This window comes from Fictibacillus nanhaiensis (genome assembly GCF_023715445.1).
Taxonomy (GTDB): domain Bacteria; phylum Bacillota; class Bacilli; order Bacillales; family Fictibacillaceae; genus Fictibacillus; species Fictibacillus nanhaiensis_D.
Map to the genome: position 1 here is coordinate 1,421,225 of NZ_JAMBOD010000001.1, position 17,424 is coordinate 1,438,648.

15 protein-coding genes and 2 pseudogenes are annotated in these 17,424 nt (G+C 39.9%); 5 read left to right on the top strand and 12 right to left on the bottom strand.

Annotated elements, in window-relative coordinates; translation table 11 throughout:
* Positions 1 to 197: 197 nt before the first annotated feature.
* Positions 198 to 1,310: an NADH:flavin oxidoreductase gene (locus M3196_RS07345; RefSeq protein ID WP_251321570.1), complete on the top strand. Its 1,113-nt coding sequence runs from the start codon at positions 198 to 200 to the stop codon at positions 1,308 to 1,310.
* Between the two features lie 496 nt (positions 1,311 to 1,806).
* Here the strand turns inward: M3196_RS07345 and M3196_RS07350 are convergent, their stop codons facing one another.
* The 9 genes from M3196_RS07350 to moaA all read right to left on the bottom strand — a co-directional run bounded on the left by M3196_RS07350 (position 1,807) and on the right by moaA (position 10,384).
* Positions 1,807 to 3,732, bottom strand: a complete 1,926-nt coding sequence (locus M3196_RS07350) for a TRAP transporter permease (protein ID WP_251321749.1) — start codon at positions 3,730 to 3,732, stop codon at positions 1,807 to 1,809.
* A gap of 52 nt (positions 3,733 to 3,784) precedes the next feature.
* On the bottom strand, positions 3,785 to 4,291 hold the full coding sequence (locus M3196_RS07355) for a DUF1850 domain-containing protein (protein ID WP_251321571.1): 507 nt from the start codon (positions 4,289 to 4,291) through the stop codon (positions 3,785 to 3,787).
* 50 nt (positions 4,292 to 4,341) lie between these two features.
* Positions 4,342 to 5,328: a TAXI family TRAP transporter solute-binding subunit gene (locus M3196_RS07360; protein WP_251321572.1), complete on the bottom strand. Its 987-nt coding sequence runs from the start codon at positions 5,326 to 5,328 to the stop codon at positions 4,342 to 4,344.
* Between the two features lie 131 nt (positions 5,329 to 5,459).
* A complete protein-coding gene (locus tag M3196_RS07365) occupies positions 5,460 to 5,900 on the bottom strand; it encodes a Dps family protein (RefSeq protein WP_425310979.1) in 441 nt (146 codons plus the stop codon).
* Positions 5,901 to 5,906: 6 nt separating this feature from the next.
* Positions 5,907 to 6,356, bottom strand: coding sequence for a TlpA family protein disulfide reductase (locus tag M3196_RS07370; RefSeq protein WP_251321574.1), 450 nt, complete (start codon positions 6,354 to 6,356; stop codon positions 5,907 to 5,909).
* 331 nt (positions 6,357 to 6,687) lie between these two features.
* On the bottom strand, positions 6,688 to 7,230 hold the full coding sequence (locus tag M3196_RS07375; RefSeq protein ID WP_251321575.1) for a peroxiredoxin: 543 nt from the start codon (positions 7,228 to 7,230) through the stop codon (positions 6,688 to 6,690).
* 199 nt (positions 7,231 to 7,429) lie between these two features.
* The gene (locus tag M3196_RS07380; RefSeq protein WP_251321576.1) at positions 7,430 to 8,104 is read right to left on the bottom strand and encodes a TVP38/TMEM64 family protein; all 675 of its coding nucleotides are present in this window, start codon (positions 8,102 to 8,104) and stop codon (positions 7,430 to 7,432) included.
* Between the two features lie 79 nt (positions 8,105 to 8,183).
* A complete protein-coding gene (locus tag M3196_RS07385) occupies positions 8,184 to 9,038 on the bottom strand; it encodes a VOC family protein (RefSeq protein ID WP_251321577.1) in 855 nt (284 codons plus the stop codon).
* A gap of 329 nt (positions 9,039 to 9,367) precedes the next feature.
* Entirely contained in the window at positions 9,368 to 10,384 is a 1,017-nt protein-coding gene (gene moaA / locus M3196_RS07390) for a GTP 3',8-cyclase MoaA (RefSeq protein WP_251321578.1), read from the bottom strand.
* Positions 10,385 to 10,766: 382 nt separating this feature from the next.
* Between moaA and M3196_RS07395 the strand changes: the two genes are divergently transcribed.
* Both M3196_RS07395 and M3196_RS07400 read left to right on the top strand, forming a co-directional pair.
* Complete coding sequence (locus M3196_RS07395) at positions 10,767 to 10,967, top strand: cold-shock protein (RefSeq protein WP_066292711.1); 201 nt, start codon at positions 10,767 to 10,769, stop codon at positions 10,965 to 10,967.
* Positions 10,968 to 11,145: 178 nt separating this feature from the next.
* Entirely contained in the window at positions 11,146 to 12,000 is an 855-nt protein-coding gene (locus M3196_RS07400; RefSeq protein WP_251321579.1) for an STAS domain-containing protein, read from the top strand.
* Positions 12,001 to 12,038: 38 nt separating this feature from the next.
* On the opposite strand, the gene M3196_RS07405 is transcribed toward M3196_RS07400, so the two are convergent.
* A complete protein-coding gene (locus tag M3196_RS07405) occupies positions 12,039 to 12,665 on the bottom strand; it encodes a methanogen output domain 1-containing protein (protein ID WP_251321580.1) in 627 nt (208 codons plus the stop codon).
* A gap of 302 nt (positions 12,666 to 12,967) precedes the next feature.
* A complete protein-coding gene (locus M3196_RS07410) occupies positions 12,968 to 14,365 on the bottom strand; it encodes an amino acid permease (protein ID WP_276531257.1) in 1,398 nt (465 codons plus the stop codon).
* 410 nt (positions 14,366 to 14,775) lie between these two features.
* Here M3196_RS07410 and M3196_RS22095 point away from each other — a divergent pair.
* Positions 14,776 to 14,883, top strand: a pseudogene (locus M3196_RS22095) (Ger(x)C family spore germination C-terminal domain-containing protein); the annotation flags it as partial.
* Positions 14,884 to 14,938: 55 nt separating this feature from the next.
* Here the strand turns inward: M3196_RS22095 and M3196_RS07420 are convergent.
* A pseudogene (locus tag M3196_RS07420) lies at positions 14,939 to 15,858 on the bottom strand (DMT family transporter).
* 124 nt (positions 15,859 to 15,982) lie between these two features.
* On the opposite strand from M3196_RS07420, the gene M3196_RS07425 reads away from it, so the two are divergent.
* A complete protein-coding gene (locus M3196_RS07425; RefSeq protein ID WP_251321582.1) occupies positions 15,983 to 17,371 on the top strand; it encodes a PLP-dependent aminotransferase family protein in 1,389 nt (462 codons plus the stop codon).
* Positions 17,372 to 17,424 lie beyond the last annotated feature (53 nt).

Consider the following 17,424-nt stretch of genomic DNA (forward strand, 5'->3'; position numbering starts at 1 on the left):
ACATTCCCAATGATTGTATCATAAATGAATCCTCTTCAACTTTACAATCTTGTACACTCTGTAAATATTTCATACAAATAAGAGGAAAATAAAAGACAGCCGTGGCAAAATGCAAATTATTTGAGATTTAGATAGACCGTATGTTACCCTTTACAAAACAAAAATTATCAACTTACTTTTAGGAGGTATTAAGCAACATGACTAAACATGTATTTTCTTCTTACACACTTGGTCCTCTTTCATTAAAAAACAGATATTTGGTCGCTCCAATGACACGAATCAGCGCGGAGGAAAATGGCTCTGCAAACGATACGATGACCCGCTATTATGAGCGTTTCGCTAAAGGCGGTTTTGCCGCTATTATCTCTGAGGGAATTTACATTGATAGATTATACAGTCAAGGATACAGAAACCAGCCAGGGCTTGCTTCAGAGGAGCACGTTGAGGCGTGGAAAGACGTCGTAAGTGCCGTGAAAAACAACGGAGCAAAAATGATTGCCCAGTTGATGCATGCCGGTGGTCAAAGTCAAGCAAATGCCTATACCGAAACAACGGTCGGCCCTTCCAGCACTGCACCTAAAGGAGAACAATTAGGCTTTTACCATAGTTCTGGACCTTATAAAACACCAAAAGCGATGGACGCGAAGGATATCGAGCAAGTCATCCATGCATTTGAAGCAGCAGCAGTTAATGCTAAGAAAGCTGGTTTCGATGGTGTTGAGATTCACGGAGCAAACGGATATTTACTCGATGAATTTTTGACGGATTACTTGAATAACCGCAATGACGATTATGGTCCTTCAATTGAAAAAGGATTGAATCTTTTTGTAAGAGTAATTGAGGCGGTAAGAAAAACAACAGGGCCAGACTTCACAGTTGGAGTCCGTATCTCGCAAGGGAAGGTATCCGATCAGATATACAAATGGGCAAATGGGGAAAATGATGCCGCTTTGATTTTCTCAACACTTGGCAAAACAGACATTGATTATATTCACGTAACGGACAAAGACGGATCTGCACCAGGCTTTGGGGAAGGAACAAAATCATTAGCTGAAGCAGCAAAAGCTTTTGGAAAGGGAAAGACTGTAATAGCGAACGGAATGCTGCATGACTTCGAAAAAGCCGAAACTATTATAAAAAATGGGCAAGCAGATTTAATTAGCATTGGAACAGGAGCTCTCGCCAATCCTGACCTTCCTCTTTTATTGGAAAAAGGTGAACCATTAAAACCGTTTCAGCCTCAAGAAATTTTAATGCCGATTGCTTATATTAAAGAAGCAGAACTTGAATATGAACTTGTAAATAAATAAACAAAAACAAAGCCCCGAAATTGTAAATTGCAAATCGGGGCTTCATTCTATTTGGCTCTTTTAAAAGATTATTGTTTTTTTAAGTACTTTGTTACCTCTCTTCATTGACAAGTTGATTGGAGTGGAAGGTGCGAGACTCCTGCGGGAGCTGCGGGACAGGTGAGACACAGCAGGTGCAAAGCGCTAAGGTGGCTCACCGCACGCCCCGCGGAAAGCGAGCATCCTGTAGCGGAAATCAACCACTTACAAGAGCAAAAAAAATTGCGAAAACAGCCTTTTATATAGATTGACTAGCTTACGAAGGCTCGAAGCATCCAGTTATGTTTTGCAAGGCTTTCACGAACTGAAAGCAGCATATCATGTGTAACTTCATCGCCTTCGCGGTCAGTTACTTCTTGCCATTTTTATTTCCACAATCAATAGAACCCACAGAATAATAAAAAAATTTCTCTGCACAAAAAAGCTCAAAGGCCTTTGCCTTTGAGCTTGTAAACCGCTATACCGCTGGCGAAGATGGTGCTTGCGAGTTGTCTTTTTTCAACAACCAGTATTGGCTGGCTAGCATAAGAGCAAATGCCGCTAGGCCAATCGCACTGTATATACCCTCTGGATAGATCAGCAAGAAACCAATAATTACAGCTGCTGCTCTTTCCAGCAAATTAAGGGGACGCATCCAATAACCGATCATTCCCGCACCGATTGCGATCATTCCTACAAAAGCAGTTGAAATAACCCAAATGGCCTCAGACCACGTCGTATCGATCAGCATAAGCTGAGGTGAGATAACGAAAATGTACGGAATAATAAACGCAGCAATGGCAAGCTTCGACGATATGATACCGGTTCGTATGGGTTCCCCACCTGAAACACCAGCTGCTGCGAATGCTGCAAGTGCAACCGGAGGCGTAATATCAGCAATAATGCCAAAATAGAACACGAACATGTGCGCCGAAAGATCAGGAACCCCGAATAATAGAATAGCAGGTGCCGCAATGGTAGAGGTAATAACATAGTTAGCTGTTGTTGGTGATCCCATACCAAGTACGAGCGACGCGATCATCGTTAAAATCAATGTTGGAATTAAGTATCCGCCTGAAAGTTCAAGCAAGCCATTCGCCATCTTAAGGCCGACACCTGTAACTGTTACAACACCAACGATCATACCTGCAGCTGCTGTAGCTGCAGCGACGCCAAGAGCAGTCCTGGCACCATCGGCTAATGCTTCAACAAAAAGCTTCGGTCCCATTCGAGTTTGCTTATTGAGCATGCCAACCGCGATCGCACTTACGATCGACCACAGCGCCGCTTTCGTTACACTCATCCCGCTCATTAAGAGAAAAATAACCACGAAAATCGGAATCAATAAGTAAATTTGTTTGATGACTCTTTTTGTTTCAGGCATCTCTTCCCGTGAAAGCCCTCTAAGACCAATTCGTTTTGCTTCAAAGTGGGTCATGATCCAGATTCCCGCGAAATAAAGAATCGCAGGGATAGTAGCAGCTTTTGCGATATCCCAATATGTGATGCCGCCCCCAATGAATTCAACCATGAGGAACGCTGCTGCACCCATAACCGGCGGCATGATCTGACCCCCTGTAGAAGAAGCAGCTTCAACAGCGCCTGCAAAGTTTTTATCATAACCTAAACGTTTCATCATTGGGATCGTAAAAGCACCTGATGTTACAACGTTAGCAACTGAGCTTCCACTTATTGTACCTTGAAGAGCACTTGAGAAAATGGCTACCTTAGCAGGTCCACCAACACGTCTTCCTGCAATCACGATTGATAAGTCATTGAAATACTCTCCAACTCCTGTTTTAACAAGAAACGCTCCAAATAAGAGGAACAAGAAGATATAAGTTGACGAAACAGCTAAAGGAGTACCAAGAATACCTTCTGTTGTAAAAAACATTGTTCTTACAATACGTTCGATGCTTAATCCTTTATGCTCTAAAAATCCTGGCATAAATGGCCCTAGATATGCGTATAGCAAGAACAGGCTTGCAATAATTGTAATCGGGAGCCCTACTACACGTCTTGTTGCTTCTAAAACAAGAAGGATAGCTATTAGGCCAATGATAAAATCTTGAGTGGTGAGTCTTCCAATCCTCATAACAAGATCGTCCATAAATATGTACCAATACGATCCGACTGCTATGGATAAAGCAGCGAGAATCATGTCATACCAAGCGACCTGAAAAAGCGGCTTCTTTTCTTTTTTCTTTTTAGATGCTGGAAATAATAAAAAGATCAAAGTAAGTGCAAAACCTAAGTGAATTGTCCGTTGCAGCTGTGCAGGCAAAACACCGAAAATAGCTGTATATAGCTGGAATAAAGAAAAAGCAACTAGACCAATCAATGTAATCCAATAAAGAGTACCATTTAATTTCCTGAAACCTGCTTCAGGATCATATTTTTCCATCAGTTCCTGTACGGCTTGATCTGATAGTTGTTCACGTTGTATTTGGTTATTGTTATCCAAGTTTTTCCCCTCCATTCAACCATTGCCATACATTTAACTTCTCTGTCTTTATTCGAACCCAAGACCCTTTTTCACTAAAGCTAGAGAAGGGATACTCATGTCCATCATACAGAAGCGTGTGATCGGCGATGATTTGTCCGGTTCGAATATCTAGTGAAGGAAAAGTCCGGTTCATGTTAGACAAGATATAAGTGCCGTCTTTTTGTGTGAAGATCTCAGTTCCTGTTACCCCAGAAGGCATCCCTACTCCAAATTCCTCAAAACGCATTTCAGTCTGAATAATAGTTCCTTCCCCATTCGTATGATAGGTTTCTAGTACTGGCGTTCGATGAATCGAGTGTATGTATTTGATCTTAAATTCTTCATCAGGCCTTACGTTCAGAAAAGCTAACCGTTGCCCTGTCTCACCATCTTCTATAACAACCCCCCAAAAAGCAGGATACATGCTTGCGGCAGCGAGGACACTTACGATCAAAATGATTCCAAATACGCGCTTCATAAGAATACATGGACTAAAGATTAATTCCTTTAGTCCATGATTACACCCTCTTATTTTAAGATTCCTTTTTCTTCAAAGTACTTTTTAGCTCCTGGGTGGAAGTCAATCCCCATTCCCTCTACAGCCTTTTCAGCAGAGATGAGCTCTCCTTTTGCGTGACTGATCTTATCTGTGTTCTCAAAGATTGCTTTTGTGATCTGGTATACTGCTTCTTCTTCCATATCTTTACGAACAGTCAGCATGGATAGAACCGCTACCGTTTTCACGTCTGCTTCTAATTTATATGTTCCGCTTTTCACCGTATCCTCAATGTAGTACGGATAAGCTTCAATAAGCTCTTTAATCTTATCATCAGCGATCGGTACAATAGTTACTGGTTTTGTAGCCGATAATGCATCAACAGCCCCTGTTGGTGTACCTGCTGTAATAAATGCAGCTTGAATGTTTCCATCCTGAATCCCTTCAGTAGACTCATCAAATGAAAGATGCTGAGCTGTAATATCTTCCATCGTCATACCATGAATCTTCAAGATTTGTTCTGCGTTAGCGAATGTTCCACTTCCTGGCGCCCCTACTGAAACTTTTTTCCCTTTTAGATCTTCAACACTTTTAATACCGCTGTCTTTAAGCGTAACAATTTGAATGGTCTCAGGATATAGTGTACCGATTCCTGCGATTTGATCTACTTTCTCTTTAAACATTTCCTTGCCTTCAGCAGCGTAACTTGCAATATCTGTCTGCGTAAATGCTATATCAGCATCTCCATCTTGTATAAGCTGCATGTTTTCAACCGAAGCACCCGATGCTTGTGAGTTCGCTTCTACGTCTAACTCATCACCGATAATTTTTCCCATTTCTCCACCGAGTGGATAGTATGTACCGCCCGTTCCACCTGTAACAATACTGATTCGATCAAGATTTAGAGCAGGACTTTCTCCTGATTTCTCTTTTTCAGATGGAGTGTCAATCTTTTGTCCGCATGCGGCCAATGAGAAAGCAAGAAGTAATACGAAAAATAACGCGATCCCCTTTTTCATGGTTTTCCTCCTTAATGGAATTTAATTACTATTTTATAGTTTAGCATAACGTTAAATAAAATTGCAGAATAATTATAATTTTTTGATAGATTTAGACAAAAAAAAGGGCGACCGAAGTCACCCTTTTGGTTTTAACTCACGAAAGCACGAAGCATCCAGTTATGCTTTGCCAGGCTTTCACGAACTGAAAGCAGCATATCATGTGTAACTTCATCGCCTTCGCGCTCGGTTACTTCCATACCTTCTTTAATCTCGGAAATCAATAGCTCAAAATCATTTATTACGTTATGAACCATCTCTTCTGCTTTTTCGCCGCCTTTCGCTTCTTCTATTGTAGCCATCTCCAAATATTCTTTCATTGTTGCTACGGGTGTTCCCTTTAGAATGAGCAGACGTTCAGCGAGTTCATCAATGTTCGTTGCTGCTTCATTGTAAAGTTCCTCAAATTTTTCATGAAGCGTAAAAAAGTGAGGTCCTTTTACATACCAATGATAGTTATGCAGTTTCACAAATAGCACGTTCCAGTTGGCAACTTGTTTGTTTAGTACATCTTGAATGGAATTCATAAACATAACCTCCTATTTTGTTTCTTCATTTAAAACACGGTTCAAGCGTTTGCGAAGCATGTCCATTCCGCTTCCCCCCGCTTGAAAGTGACGAAGTTTTCCTTCTCTATCGAACACATAATATGCAGGTACATATTTATTTTCAAATGCATCTGTCAGTATGTGCTCACTGTCTACATAGACCGGTTGAGTAATATCATGTCCAATAGCCATCTGTTCAATCACACTTATGTCCAGATCGTTTTCAGAACGAGGCATGTGGACTGCAACCACGTTTAGATCATCTTCATACTCATCACGTAGTTCGTTCACATCTGGCATTGCTTCTTTACAAAGACCACAGCTTACCGACCAAAAATGAATCAATGTCGCTTTTTCTCCTACTAGATCTACTTTCTTCACTTCCTCGTTCAGCCATGCTGAAGCACCATCTAATTCTGGCATTTGTTCACGTAATTTCATCTCTTATTCCCTCCACTTGTTAAAAAGAAACAGTTGTTTATTTTTTTGCTTTTTTCTCAAATATTTTTTGGATGTTTTTGTAAAGATGCTTCGTTGTCAGTTGATTGGAGCGCAAGGTGCGAGACTCCTCGAAAATGAAAATCACATTTTCTTCGTGCGATGTAACGCTGTTGAAGCCTTCCTTGTCCTACGGGATCAGTGTGACAGGTGAGACTCCTAAGGGCGCATAGCGTCGAGGAGGCTCACCGCACGCCCCGTGGAAAGCGAGCATCCTGGAGCGGAAATCAACCACTTCCACTAACAACAAAGAGTGTGCCAAACTTTTTTAAACTTATAGTGTTTTTTGACCAGGCTTCCAGTTCGCCGGGCAAAGTCCGCCTGTTTGTAAAGCTTGTAAAACACGCAATGTTTCGTCAGCATCTCGTCCAATGTTGTTATGGAATACAACCTGGTACATCAATTCGCCTTCAGGATTAATAATGAACAACCCACGTAAAGCGACACCTTCCTCTTCAATCAAAACTCCATAGTCACGGGATACACGGTGGTTCGTATCTGCCGCGAGTGGATAGTTCAGTTCGCCGAGACCGTTATCTTCACGGTTTGTATTGATCCAAGCTAGGTGGGTGTGAACCGTGTCTGTTGAAACACCGATCACTTCTGCATCTAAGTCATCGAATTCACCGTAACGTTCAGATAAAGCTGTGATTTCTGTCGGACATACAAACGTAAAGTCCATCGGATAAAAGAAAAGAACTGTCCATTTTTCGTTTTTCATGTTCTCTTCTAAACTTACTTTTTTCGTTTCTTTGTTCGGCATTACAGCATCCATCTCAAAGCGAGGTGCTGGTTTGCCTACCATTCGTTCTGCCATAATTTCTTCCACTCCTTTTATCTGTAAATGATAATGAATTTCATTATCATATTTCTTTCAACAATCTTTATTATACTGATTACTTATTTAAAGTCAATACTAATTTATAATAATTATTAATAAGTAACAAGTATTACGCTCAGATTGACCGCTTTTCAAGGAACAAAAAAATAAAAAAACCTTGCTTTCATAGCAAGGTTTATGCGTTATCTTCTTTTTGGGTTTGGGTATGCCCAGGCATCGAGCTTTTATTTTTCAGCAGGATTGGAATGCATGCTACTAATATAACTAAACATACCGCGATAGCAATTGTTGTTCCATTTCCTTTTATAAAACTGTCCCCTAACAGGTTATATGCCAGTGTTCCAGGCAGAACTCCTAACATTGTGGCGAAAACATACGAACCGAGCTTCAATCTCGATATTCCTGCAACATAGCTTACCAGATCAAAATTCAAGACCGGAATAATCCTGAGGAGCAAAATATAAAAGAACCCTTTGTCTTTCAATTGTTTCTGCCATCTCTCAATCCTCGAAACAGCATTCGTTTTCTTTTTTAGCCATCGCGATCCAAGATGTTTTGCGATATAAAAAGATATTACCGCCCCCAGCGTTCCACTGAAAACTGTGTAAACGGTGCCCCAAATCGCCCCAAAAGCTAGGCCACCCGCGAGAGATAATACTGAAATCGGAAATAGAGTAAACGGACGAATCACATTTAAAATAATATATATAATGGGTGCAATCAATCCAAACGAAAGCACCCAGTCACGCAAAGAGATAGGGGTAATTTTGAAAACAAAGTGATTGAGTGCAAACAAACCGGTAACAGCAGCTAATAGGACCGTTAACTTCACCCAAGTGGTTTTCTTCATAATGACCCCTTCTTTACTGACAAATTTTAAAGTGCAGTTCTTAAAATATTCCCTTAAATAAACTTGTCATAAACTCACTTTATTTAGATTTAATAACAATTCCGTTTCCTGCTGGATCTGGAACGAATAAACGTTCTTTTTCAGCAGAAAATGTTATGTCATGACGCTCAAGTGTTTGTTTTAAAGTATCAAGAACCTCTGCAGAGGGTACAATGATTTCGTATTGAAGGAGACCAGTTGCATCTGCAGGTGCAGGAATTGCATTCGGTCCGTTCCAAATATTAAGTGCAATATGGTGATGATACCCCCCTGCAGAGATGAACAGTGCATGATGTGCCATTCTTGTCTGTTCTTCGAAACCGAGCACATTCACATAAAACTCTTCCGCTTCAGGAATACTGATCACGTTTAGATGCACATGACCCATAACCGTCTGTTCAGGCAGTCCATTCCAAACTTCTGAACCAGCTTCTTCTAATAATCCATGTACATCTAATGGTTCGCTGACTGCAGGCAATTTCCCTCTTTCATCCCGAATCCAATCTTCCCTTTTCACATCTCTATAAATTTCAATCCCGTTGTTTTCGGGATCCTGCAGATAAATGGCTTCACTGAATTTATGGTTGGATGCACCTGCCAGGCGAGTGTTTGATTGAATAAAATGCTGAAGGACATTTGCGAGATCTTTACGCGTTGGAACAAGCAGCGCTAAGTGATACAATCCCGCACTTCGAACCGGCCGCTGTTCTAGATCAGGGTTTCCTTCTAAGATTAACAAGGGCTCAGTCCCGTCAGCAGTCAATATTGCTTGAGATTCTATATTGGACAGTACTTTAAGACCAATCGTTTCCGTATAAAACTGAATAAGATTCTCCAGATTCCTTACTTTCAAGGTAACACTTCCGATATGTGTATCTTTATGAATAGGCTTCATAATAATAACCTTCTTTCCATTTTCATTTAATTACTTTATGTAAGTAATTATAAAATAGTTATTAACAAACTTCAATAACAAAATAAAAGGCTCTTTTCTAAAAGACTGTTGCTTTTGGTTCATTTTGTTCAATCTCTTCATTGACAAGTTGATTGGAGTGCAAGGTGCGAGACTCCTGCGGGAGCAGCGGGATAGGTGAGACTTCTAAGGGTGCAAAGCGCTGAGGAGGCTCACCGCACGCCCCGCGGAAAGCGAGCATCCTGTAACGGAAATCAACCAACCAATAACAACGTTTGCGAAAACAGCCAAATAAAAAGGAGCTGAATAAATCAGCCCCCGATATATGACATCTCTATTTTTTTACGCTCTGCTGCGCTTTGCTCTCTTCTTTCATCTGAATAGCGGTCTTTTCTGTTATTCCATGTATGAATAATCCGTTCAAAAATTTCCTGATCAGAAGCACCGTCACGGATAAACATTTTATAGTCCGTTCCAGAAGAAGCAAACAAGCACGTGTATACTTTTCCGTCAGCTGAAAGCCTCGCTCTAGTACATGTCGAACAAAACGTGTCACTAATAGATGAAATAATGCCGATCTCTCCCTGACCATCTTTATAGCGAAACCTTTTTGCTACTTCACCATAATAATGGCCAGTTACTGCCTCTAAAGGAAACTCCTCATCAATTACTGAGAGAATATGATCCTTTGAAACGACTTCATCCCAATTCCATCCGTTTGATGTCCCAACATCCATATATTCAATAAAACGAAGCACATAAGGTGTATTTTTAAAAAAACGTGCCATTGGGAGAATCTCCTGATCATTGATTCCTTTTTTGATCATCATGTTGATTTTCACTTGAAGACCAGCCTGGTGTGCAGCTTCAATTCCTTTTAGAATAGGCTGAACTCCTACTCCTCGTCCGTTAATACTTCCAAAAAGTTTATCATCAAGTGTATCAAGACTAACTGTTACCCTGTCCATGCCCGCTTCTTTTAGTTCAGTCGCCAGCCTAGGAAGCAGAACCCCATTGGTTGTTAAAGCGATATCCTTTATTCCTTCTATAGTACGCAGCCTTTTTAAGAGTTCAGGAAGACCTTTACGCAACAAGGGTTCCCCACCCGTAATTCGAATTTTTTCTACTCCGACAACTGCAAACTGAGTGGCCATCCGTTCGATCTCATCAAAGGACAAGAGCTCCTCCGAAGTTAGAAAAGGATAATCTGGCCCAAATATTTCTTTAGGCATACAGTACGTACATCGGAAATTGCACTGATCGGTTACCGATATCCGCAAATCGCGAAGAGGACGCTGCCATTGATCAACAACTTTCTTTTTATTCATAACATCACGCCATTTTTTTTGTTTTTTTAAATGTACCACGAATAAAAGGAAGTTAAAACCAGAAAGGCACTTTCTCTGAATATATGCTTTAATATTTTTAGTTCTAAATCACTATTTATTAATGATTTTACAATTTTTATGAATCGTTACTACCAATTTATCATATAATTAATGATGCGCTTTCTTGTTCTGCCGGCGTTTTTAGAAGCTGATGTGTTAATTAAAAATATTCAGTTGCCACTTACGCTTGTGTATTGATGATGAAAGTGTTACGATTAGGAAGAATTATTTTTGTTCGATTGTAACAGGTAACCGATTATCTTGATATTTTTGAGCAAGGATAGTATTATTGTGCGGATTGGCACGACAGGAGGCAACAAAAATGGAACAAGGTAAAGTTAAATGGTTTAACGCAGAAAAAGGTTTCGGATTCATCGAGCGCGAAGGTGGAGACGACGTATTCGTACATTTCTCAGCTATCCAATCAGAAGGTTTCAAGTCATTAGATGAAGGTCAAGACGTAACTTTTGAAGTTGAACAAGGTCAACGCGGACCTCAAGCTACTAACGTACGCAAGGCGTAATTGCCTAAATAGATAACAGGTCTCTTTCTTAGAGGCCTGTTTTTTTTTGTGCTTCTATCCTGTATATCGTCACTTTCTGCATTTATTACATACTTTTAAAAATTTTTCAGTATTTTCAAACCTGTATGAATTGTATTTGCTACAATAAAATTAACGTCTAAAAATAGTAGGAGTAAAAATGGATCTTCAAATGAAGCAAAAACTTGACCAAATTGAAATTGGCAAAAAGATTACGGAAAATGCAGAACATATTGCACAGAAGATCATATCGAGCATTCACAATAGCGAGACATACGTTCCGATTCATCATAGAGGGAATGACCAGGAATTAGTAACATCTATAGAGTTCATCCGTTTACTTGGCGAAGGGATTGCAGGCACGATCGGTGACTCGAAACATACTATTACTGAATGGGGCGAAAAGGTCGGCATGCTTGCTGTTCATTCAGGAGAACCGCTAGATAAATCAATTGAAAGCACTTCTTACTACCGCACCGGAATATGGGATTTTATTAAAGAAGAAGGTTCTTTGCAAGCAATGACATCAGAATCAGTTTTGAACATTTCAACTACAATCAATCCAATGATTGATTATGCCGTTCAGGCTTTCAGCAAATCTTATGTGAACAACTATCGGGAAATGGCTGAACAATTCCATCATTCTTTACAAGAATTATCCGTCCCTGTCGTACCTTTGTTCCCTGGTGTTGCTGTTCTTCCTGTTGTTGGTGAAGTTGATACGAACCGAGCTAAAGTGTTACTAGAATCTACATTACAGCAATGTGTAGAAAGCGAAATAACATCACTCGTGATTGATCTCTCAGGAGTCAGTTATATCGACACGATGGTAGCCCACCGCATATTCCAGCTCGTATCAACGTTAAAACTCCTTGGTGTCAAAACGACGTTAACGGGATTAAGTCCGGAAATCGCTCAAACATCCATAAGCTTAAATCTGGACTTTAGTGAAATTACGATAAAAGGCAACTTGCTTCAAGCTCTAGCTGATTTTGGCTATGGAAAAATAAACTAAAAAGAACAGACTCTTATTAGGAGTCTGTTTTTACATGTTTAAGATTTTTCTCGTTTTAATTGTTCTAATTCTTTTAAGAGACTGATCACCATTTCATCGCTTTTCTTCAGCTCATAATTAAGCATTGTTATGGTCTCTTCTTCCCACGCGAAAGGATTTCCGTGTTTAGGAGTTTTTGGGATATTTTCATAAACATCCCCTTCTTCTCTAGCATCGTCTGGTTCAAAGTATATCGCTACTTCACAGATTGGATCTCCTATGGCAATTCTTTTACGCATCGAGACTTTTCCATAACCGAATTTTCGTGCAGCAATACCGCCGAATACACTAGAGGTCATTTTGCATAAGTGAGGGGCATCCGAAACAAATTCCCCGAAAGGACACTCTTTTGCACGAACTACTACATGATCAGGATTCACACTGACAATTTCAAAATGCCCGCCGATTGAGTTCTTCAAATCCACTATTACATGAACATAATGATCAACCGTCCAGTGCAGTGGATCATCATAAAAACTCTCGATCCATTCACCTGTTCTCAATCCAAGCTGCTGGATGTAATGATCCGCAGCAGGACCAATCGTTTTTCTATGAATTAAGGCATATTGAGTAATAAGTTTTGCTAAAAAAGTGTGTCCATTCAAATCACCTTTTGAAAGGTTCATAATACATCTTCCCTTTCCTTATGAAATACGTGCTGTTCGTAGTTGTTTTTGGCAAGATATGGACAACACTCTTTGGATACCCGTTTAAAATTGTTTGAAACCTTAAAATAGAGGGTAAATCCAACTATTTTAATGATATTCCCAAAAGTACATACATTCTTTATGATTAACGAATTTAAATCCTGCCTTTTCTAGACGCTTCTTTTCTATCATCATGATATCTCCATTTCTTATTAGTAATCTTTATTTCAGCTAAAATTCCCATAAAAAAAGAGACTTACGGGAAGTCTCCTTTTTGTTATTTATTCTTTTTCTAGTTTTGAATGTCTCTTTGAATATAAGAAGTAAATGGCACTTCCTATTCCAAGCCAGATGATGAAACGTACCCATGTATCTGCATCGAGCTGAAGCATTAAGAATCCGCAAAATAGGATTGCAAGCAGCGGAATCCAAGGTACTCCCGGACAGCGGAATGCACGCGGAAGATCAGGCTGAGTTTTTCTCAGAACAAGTACGGCAATAGAAACCAGCACAAAGGCAGACAATGTTCCGATATTTACGAGCTTCGCAAGTTCATCCAGCGGTATTAACGCTCCCATAAGTGCAGCCACGATTCCAAAGAACCATGTTGACCCATAAGGAGTGCGGTACTTTTTATGAACTGTTCTAAAGAATTTTGGCAAAAGACCGTCACGTGACATTGCATAGGATACACGAGTTTGTCCATAAAGCATGACGAGCATTACCGTTGTCATCCCTAGAATAGCCCCAACGTCTACGATTCCGGCTACCCAGTTTTGTCCCGCAACTTGAAGCACAAGTGAAATCGGATGATCCTCATTTCCTTTGAAGTCTGGATAAGGAACGACTCCTGTCATAATTCCTGTTACGATCACATAAAGGAACGTACAGATTAGCAAGGAATAAATGATTCCTCTTGGCAGATCTTTGTTCGGATTCCTTGTTTCTTCTGCAGCAGAGGCAATCGCATCAAAACCGATAAATGCGAAGAACACTAAAGCGGCAGCCGCAAAGATTCCTTCCATGCCAAACGGTGTAAACGGCGCCCAGTTCGCGGGTTTTACGTAACCAACAGCCACAACGATAAACAGAATGACAACGGCTACTTTAATGATAACCATAATGTTATTTACTCGCTTAGACTGCTTAACCCCTACTGAAAGCAAGATCGTAATGAGCATAACAATTAAAAATGCAGGAAGATTAAAATAAGTATTCACACCTGGTACTGCTCCTGGAGCAGCAGTGAAAGCAGTTGGAATGTTAATGCCAAATCCTTTTAAAAGCGATTGAAAATAACCAGACCAGCCGACTGAAACGGCACTTACTGCTAAGAGATATTCCAGGATTAAGTCCCAGCCGATAATCCAAGCCAGAAATTCTCCCAATGTTGCATAAGTATAGGTATATACTGACCCTGAAACGGGTACGGTTGAAGCGAATTCTGCGTAGGATAGGGCCGCAAATAAACAAGCTAAACCGGCAATCACAAACGAAATAATAAGTGCTGGACCGGCTGTAAGAGCACCCGCGCCAGTAAGAACAAAAATCCCTGTTCCGATGATGGCGCCGATACCAAGCATCGTCAAATCCCATACACCCAGTTCTTTATTAAGCGTTGTTCCTGTTTTAGAAGCAGCTACTAATTCAGGAATACTCTTTTTTCTAAAAATACTCATATAAACCTCCACTAAATGAACAATTTTTATTGCAGGCATTTCTTTATATTCTATAATTCGCAATTTTTCGATACTTTTTGGTGCTATAGAAAAATTTACTAACTAACTAGCTTGTTTTAACAAATATACCCTGGCTTTGAACCTGTTAACCTACTGGGGATAGATTGTGCATTTAAAACTATATTAGATAACCTGTGTAAATAATGAACTAGTATGCAGTAAATAATATTTTGGTTAACTGGAAAAAATATAGATGAATGGTCAGGATAGAAAATAATAGCTGGGGGGATGAAATTGCTGAGCAAAATTTATTCCTTTATACCAGACGTGATGGTTTTTGTAGAAGGATTCATAGTTTTCATTGTCCCCTATGGGATTTCAAAGTTATTTAAATGGATTCATTCATTAGGGAAAAAGAAAAAAAAGATTGGGATCAAAAATTTAGTAAGGTTCCAATCGAATATAATGTAAACGTTAAAATTCAAGACTACGGAATGGTAGGTACAAAAAAGAAATAAAATGATAAAAAGGTGACCCCAATATTTACTTTGGGTGTCACTCTTTTTTACATTTTTATTGTAATTCAATATTGATGGATGATTCTTTTTCAGGAATTGTTAAAAAGACGACAGCAATCACAATAAATGCCCCACCGAGTAGCTGATAACCACCGAATCTTTCGTTTAGCCAAGTTATTGATAAGATAGCGGCCACTAGTGGTTCAATACTGGATAACAGGCTAGTTTCAACCGCAGACAAGTACTTTAAGCTTCCAATATAAAGAACGAAGAAACGGTTCCGCTTATTATGATCAAGAGAAGCATGGAGAATGTGCTAACCGTTAATGAACCAGCCTTCCCCCAAGAGCTAAATTGTGGATTCCCCAAAAATAAGACGACGCCTCCGATCAGCATCCCCCACCCTACAATAATGGATGTCCCCCATCGCTTTATTAGTGAGGCAGGATGCAGCGTGTAAAACGTAAAACCGAGCGCTGTTAATCCCCCAAAAATTATTGCTTTCTTTGATAATACAATATCCTGCACAGATCCGTTTGTGATCAAATAGAAAACGCCTGCCAATGCTGCAAACAACGCGATGAACTGCATAGCAGAAGGTAACCTTTTGTTAAGGATCGCCATCCATACCATAATAAAAACAGGACCAAGAAACTGAAACAAAGTAGCCGTTACAGCATTACTTATGTAAACCGTTTCGATAAACGCATATTGAGCTCCCAGCATGCCAAGAACCGAAAAGATAATAAGCTGAATCCATTGACTAGGATGTTTCCATATAGCAAAGATCGCTTGTTTAGTGAAAATTAAAAAACTTAATAGAATAATCCCCGCTGCTATTAGACGGACAACTAAATAGTCAGCTGATGTCAGTTCTGTGTTTTGAAAAAGCCATTGAATCATAGGACCAGAGATTCCCCACAGCGCAGCACCGCTAATAATCATTATTAAACCTACTTGACGAGACCGTTTCATGAAGCATACCTCCTGAGCTGCAACTTGCTTTTACAAATAAAAAATGATAAGCATAGAGGTATTATAATGAAGTTCTGACTCTATAAAAAGTGTCAGATTCTTAAAATACAAGGGGGTCAGTTTTGTGGTTGAAATTACACCGAAGCTTGATACGCAAAGCAACAAGCCTCTTTATATTCAACTCTATCTTTTTATAAAACAAGAGGTGCAGAATGGCAACCTGCCCCAGCAAACGAAACTGCCTTCTAAACGAAAACTGGCCAAGCATCTGAACATCAGCCAAAACACCATCGAATCTGCGTCCAGCCAGCTGGTTGCTGAGGGCTATATCGAACCCATTTCCCGCAAAGGCTATTTTGTATGTGAAGTCGATCAAAAACAATTAGATATAAATAGAAACATTCCTTCTGTCAAAGAGAAAAAGTACAGGGATACTCCTTACCGCTATGATTTTACCAATACAGGTATTGAAGTAAATGCCTTTCCATTTTCGGTATATCGAAAAATAGCTGGCGAAGTGATCAGGCATGAGAATAAAGAGGTTTTATTGTTAGGCCATCCTCAAGGAGAGTATGGTCTTCGTGAAGAGATCTCGAAATATGTATACGAATCCCGCGGGGTACGCTGTTCACCTAGCCAAATCGTTATTGGAGGAGGAACACCTTATCTTATAAAAATCCTTTTTCAACTATTGAATGGCAGTACGTTTGCTGTTGAGGACCCTGGCTACCACAGAAAGTTAGTTTTATTTGAAAATAGGCATGAGAAAGTAAAGATGATCCCGCTGGATGAAGGGGGATTAATCGTCTCTGAACTAGAAAAAAGCGGTGCGAATGCTGTTTTTGCAACACCGTCCCATCAGTTTCCTTGTGGTATGGTCATGCCTATAGCACGACGCCTGCAGTTGTTGAAATGGGCTGAGAATAAAAAGGATCGCTTTATTATTGAAGATGACTATGACAGTGAGTTTCGATACGAAGGAAAGCCGATTCCTGGTCTTCAAGGCCTTGATTCTTATGAGAATGTCATTTATATGAGTACTTTTTCAAAAGCTCTTATACCCTCTTTACGAATCAGTTATATGATTCTTCCAAAGCGGCTTTTAAAAATCTATCAAACTGAGTATTTCTTTTATACACAAACTGTCTCACGCATCGATCAGGAGATTTTAATGCGTTTTATTAAAGAGAGACACTGGGAAAAGCATATAAACCGCATGAAAGTAGTCTATCAAAAGAAAAGAGATGCACTTGTTTATGAAATTTCGAGGTGTTTTCCCAATTCTGTTGAAATAATCGGTCAGGACTCAGGACTTCATCTGTTAGTACGGCCTAATAATGGGATGACAGAAAAAGAACTGGTTGAAAAAGCGGCTGCATTCAGCATGAAGGTCTATCCTGTTTCTGCATACGGCAGATGTGATCATCAGACGGTATTAATGGGGTTTGCGGTGCTTTCTGTGGAAGAAATTAAAGGTGCTGTTGAGCTGTTGGCGAATGCTTGGTTTCAATAAATAAACTTGGCTGTTATTTTTCCAAAACTCGAAAAACTCGCGGGATGGTGTCT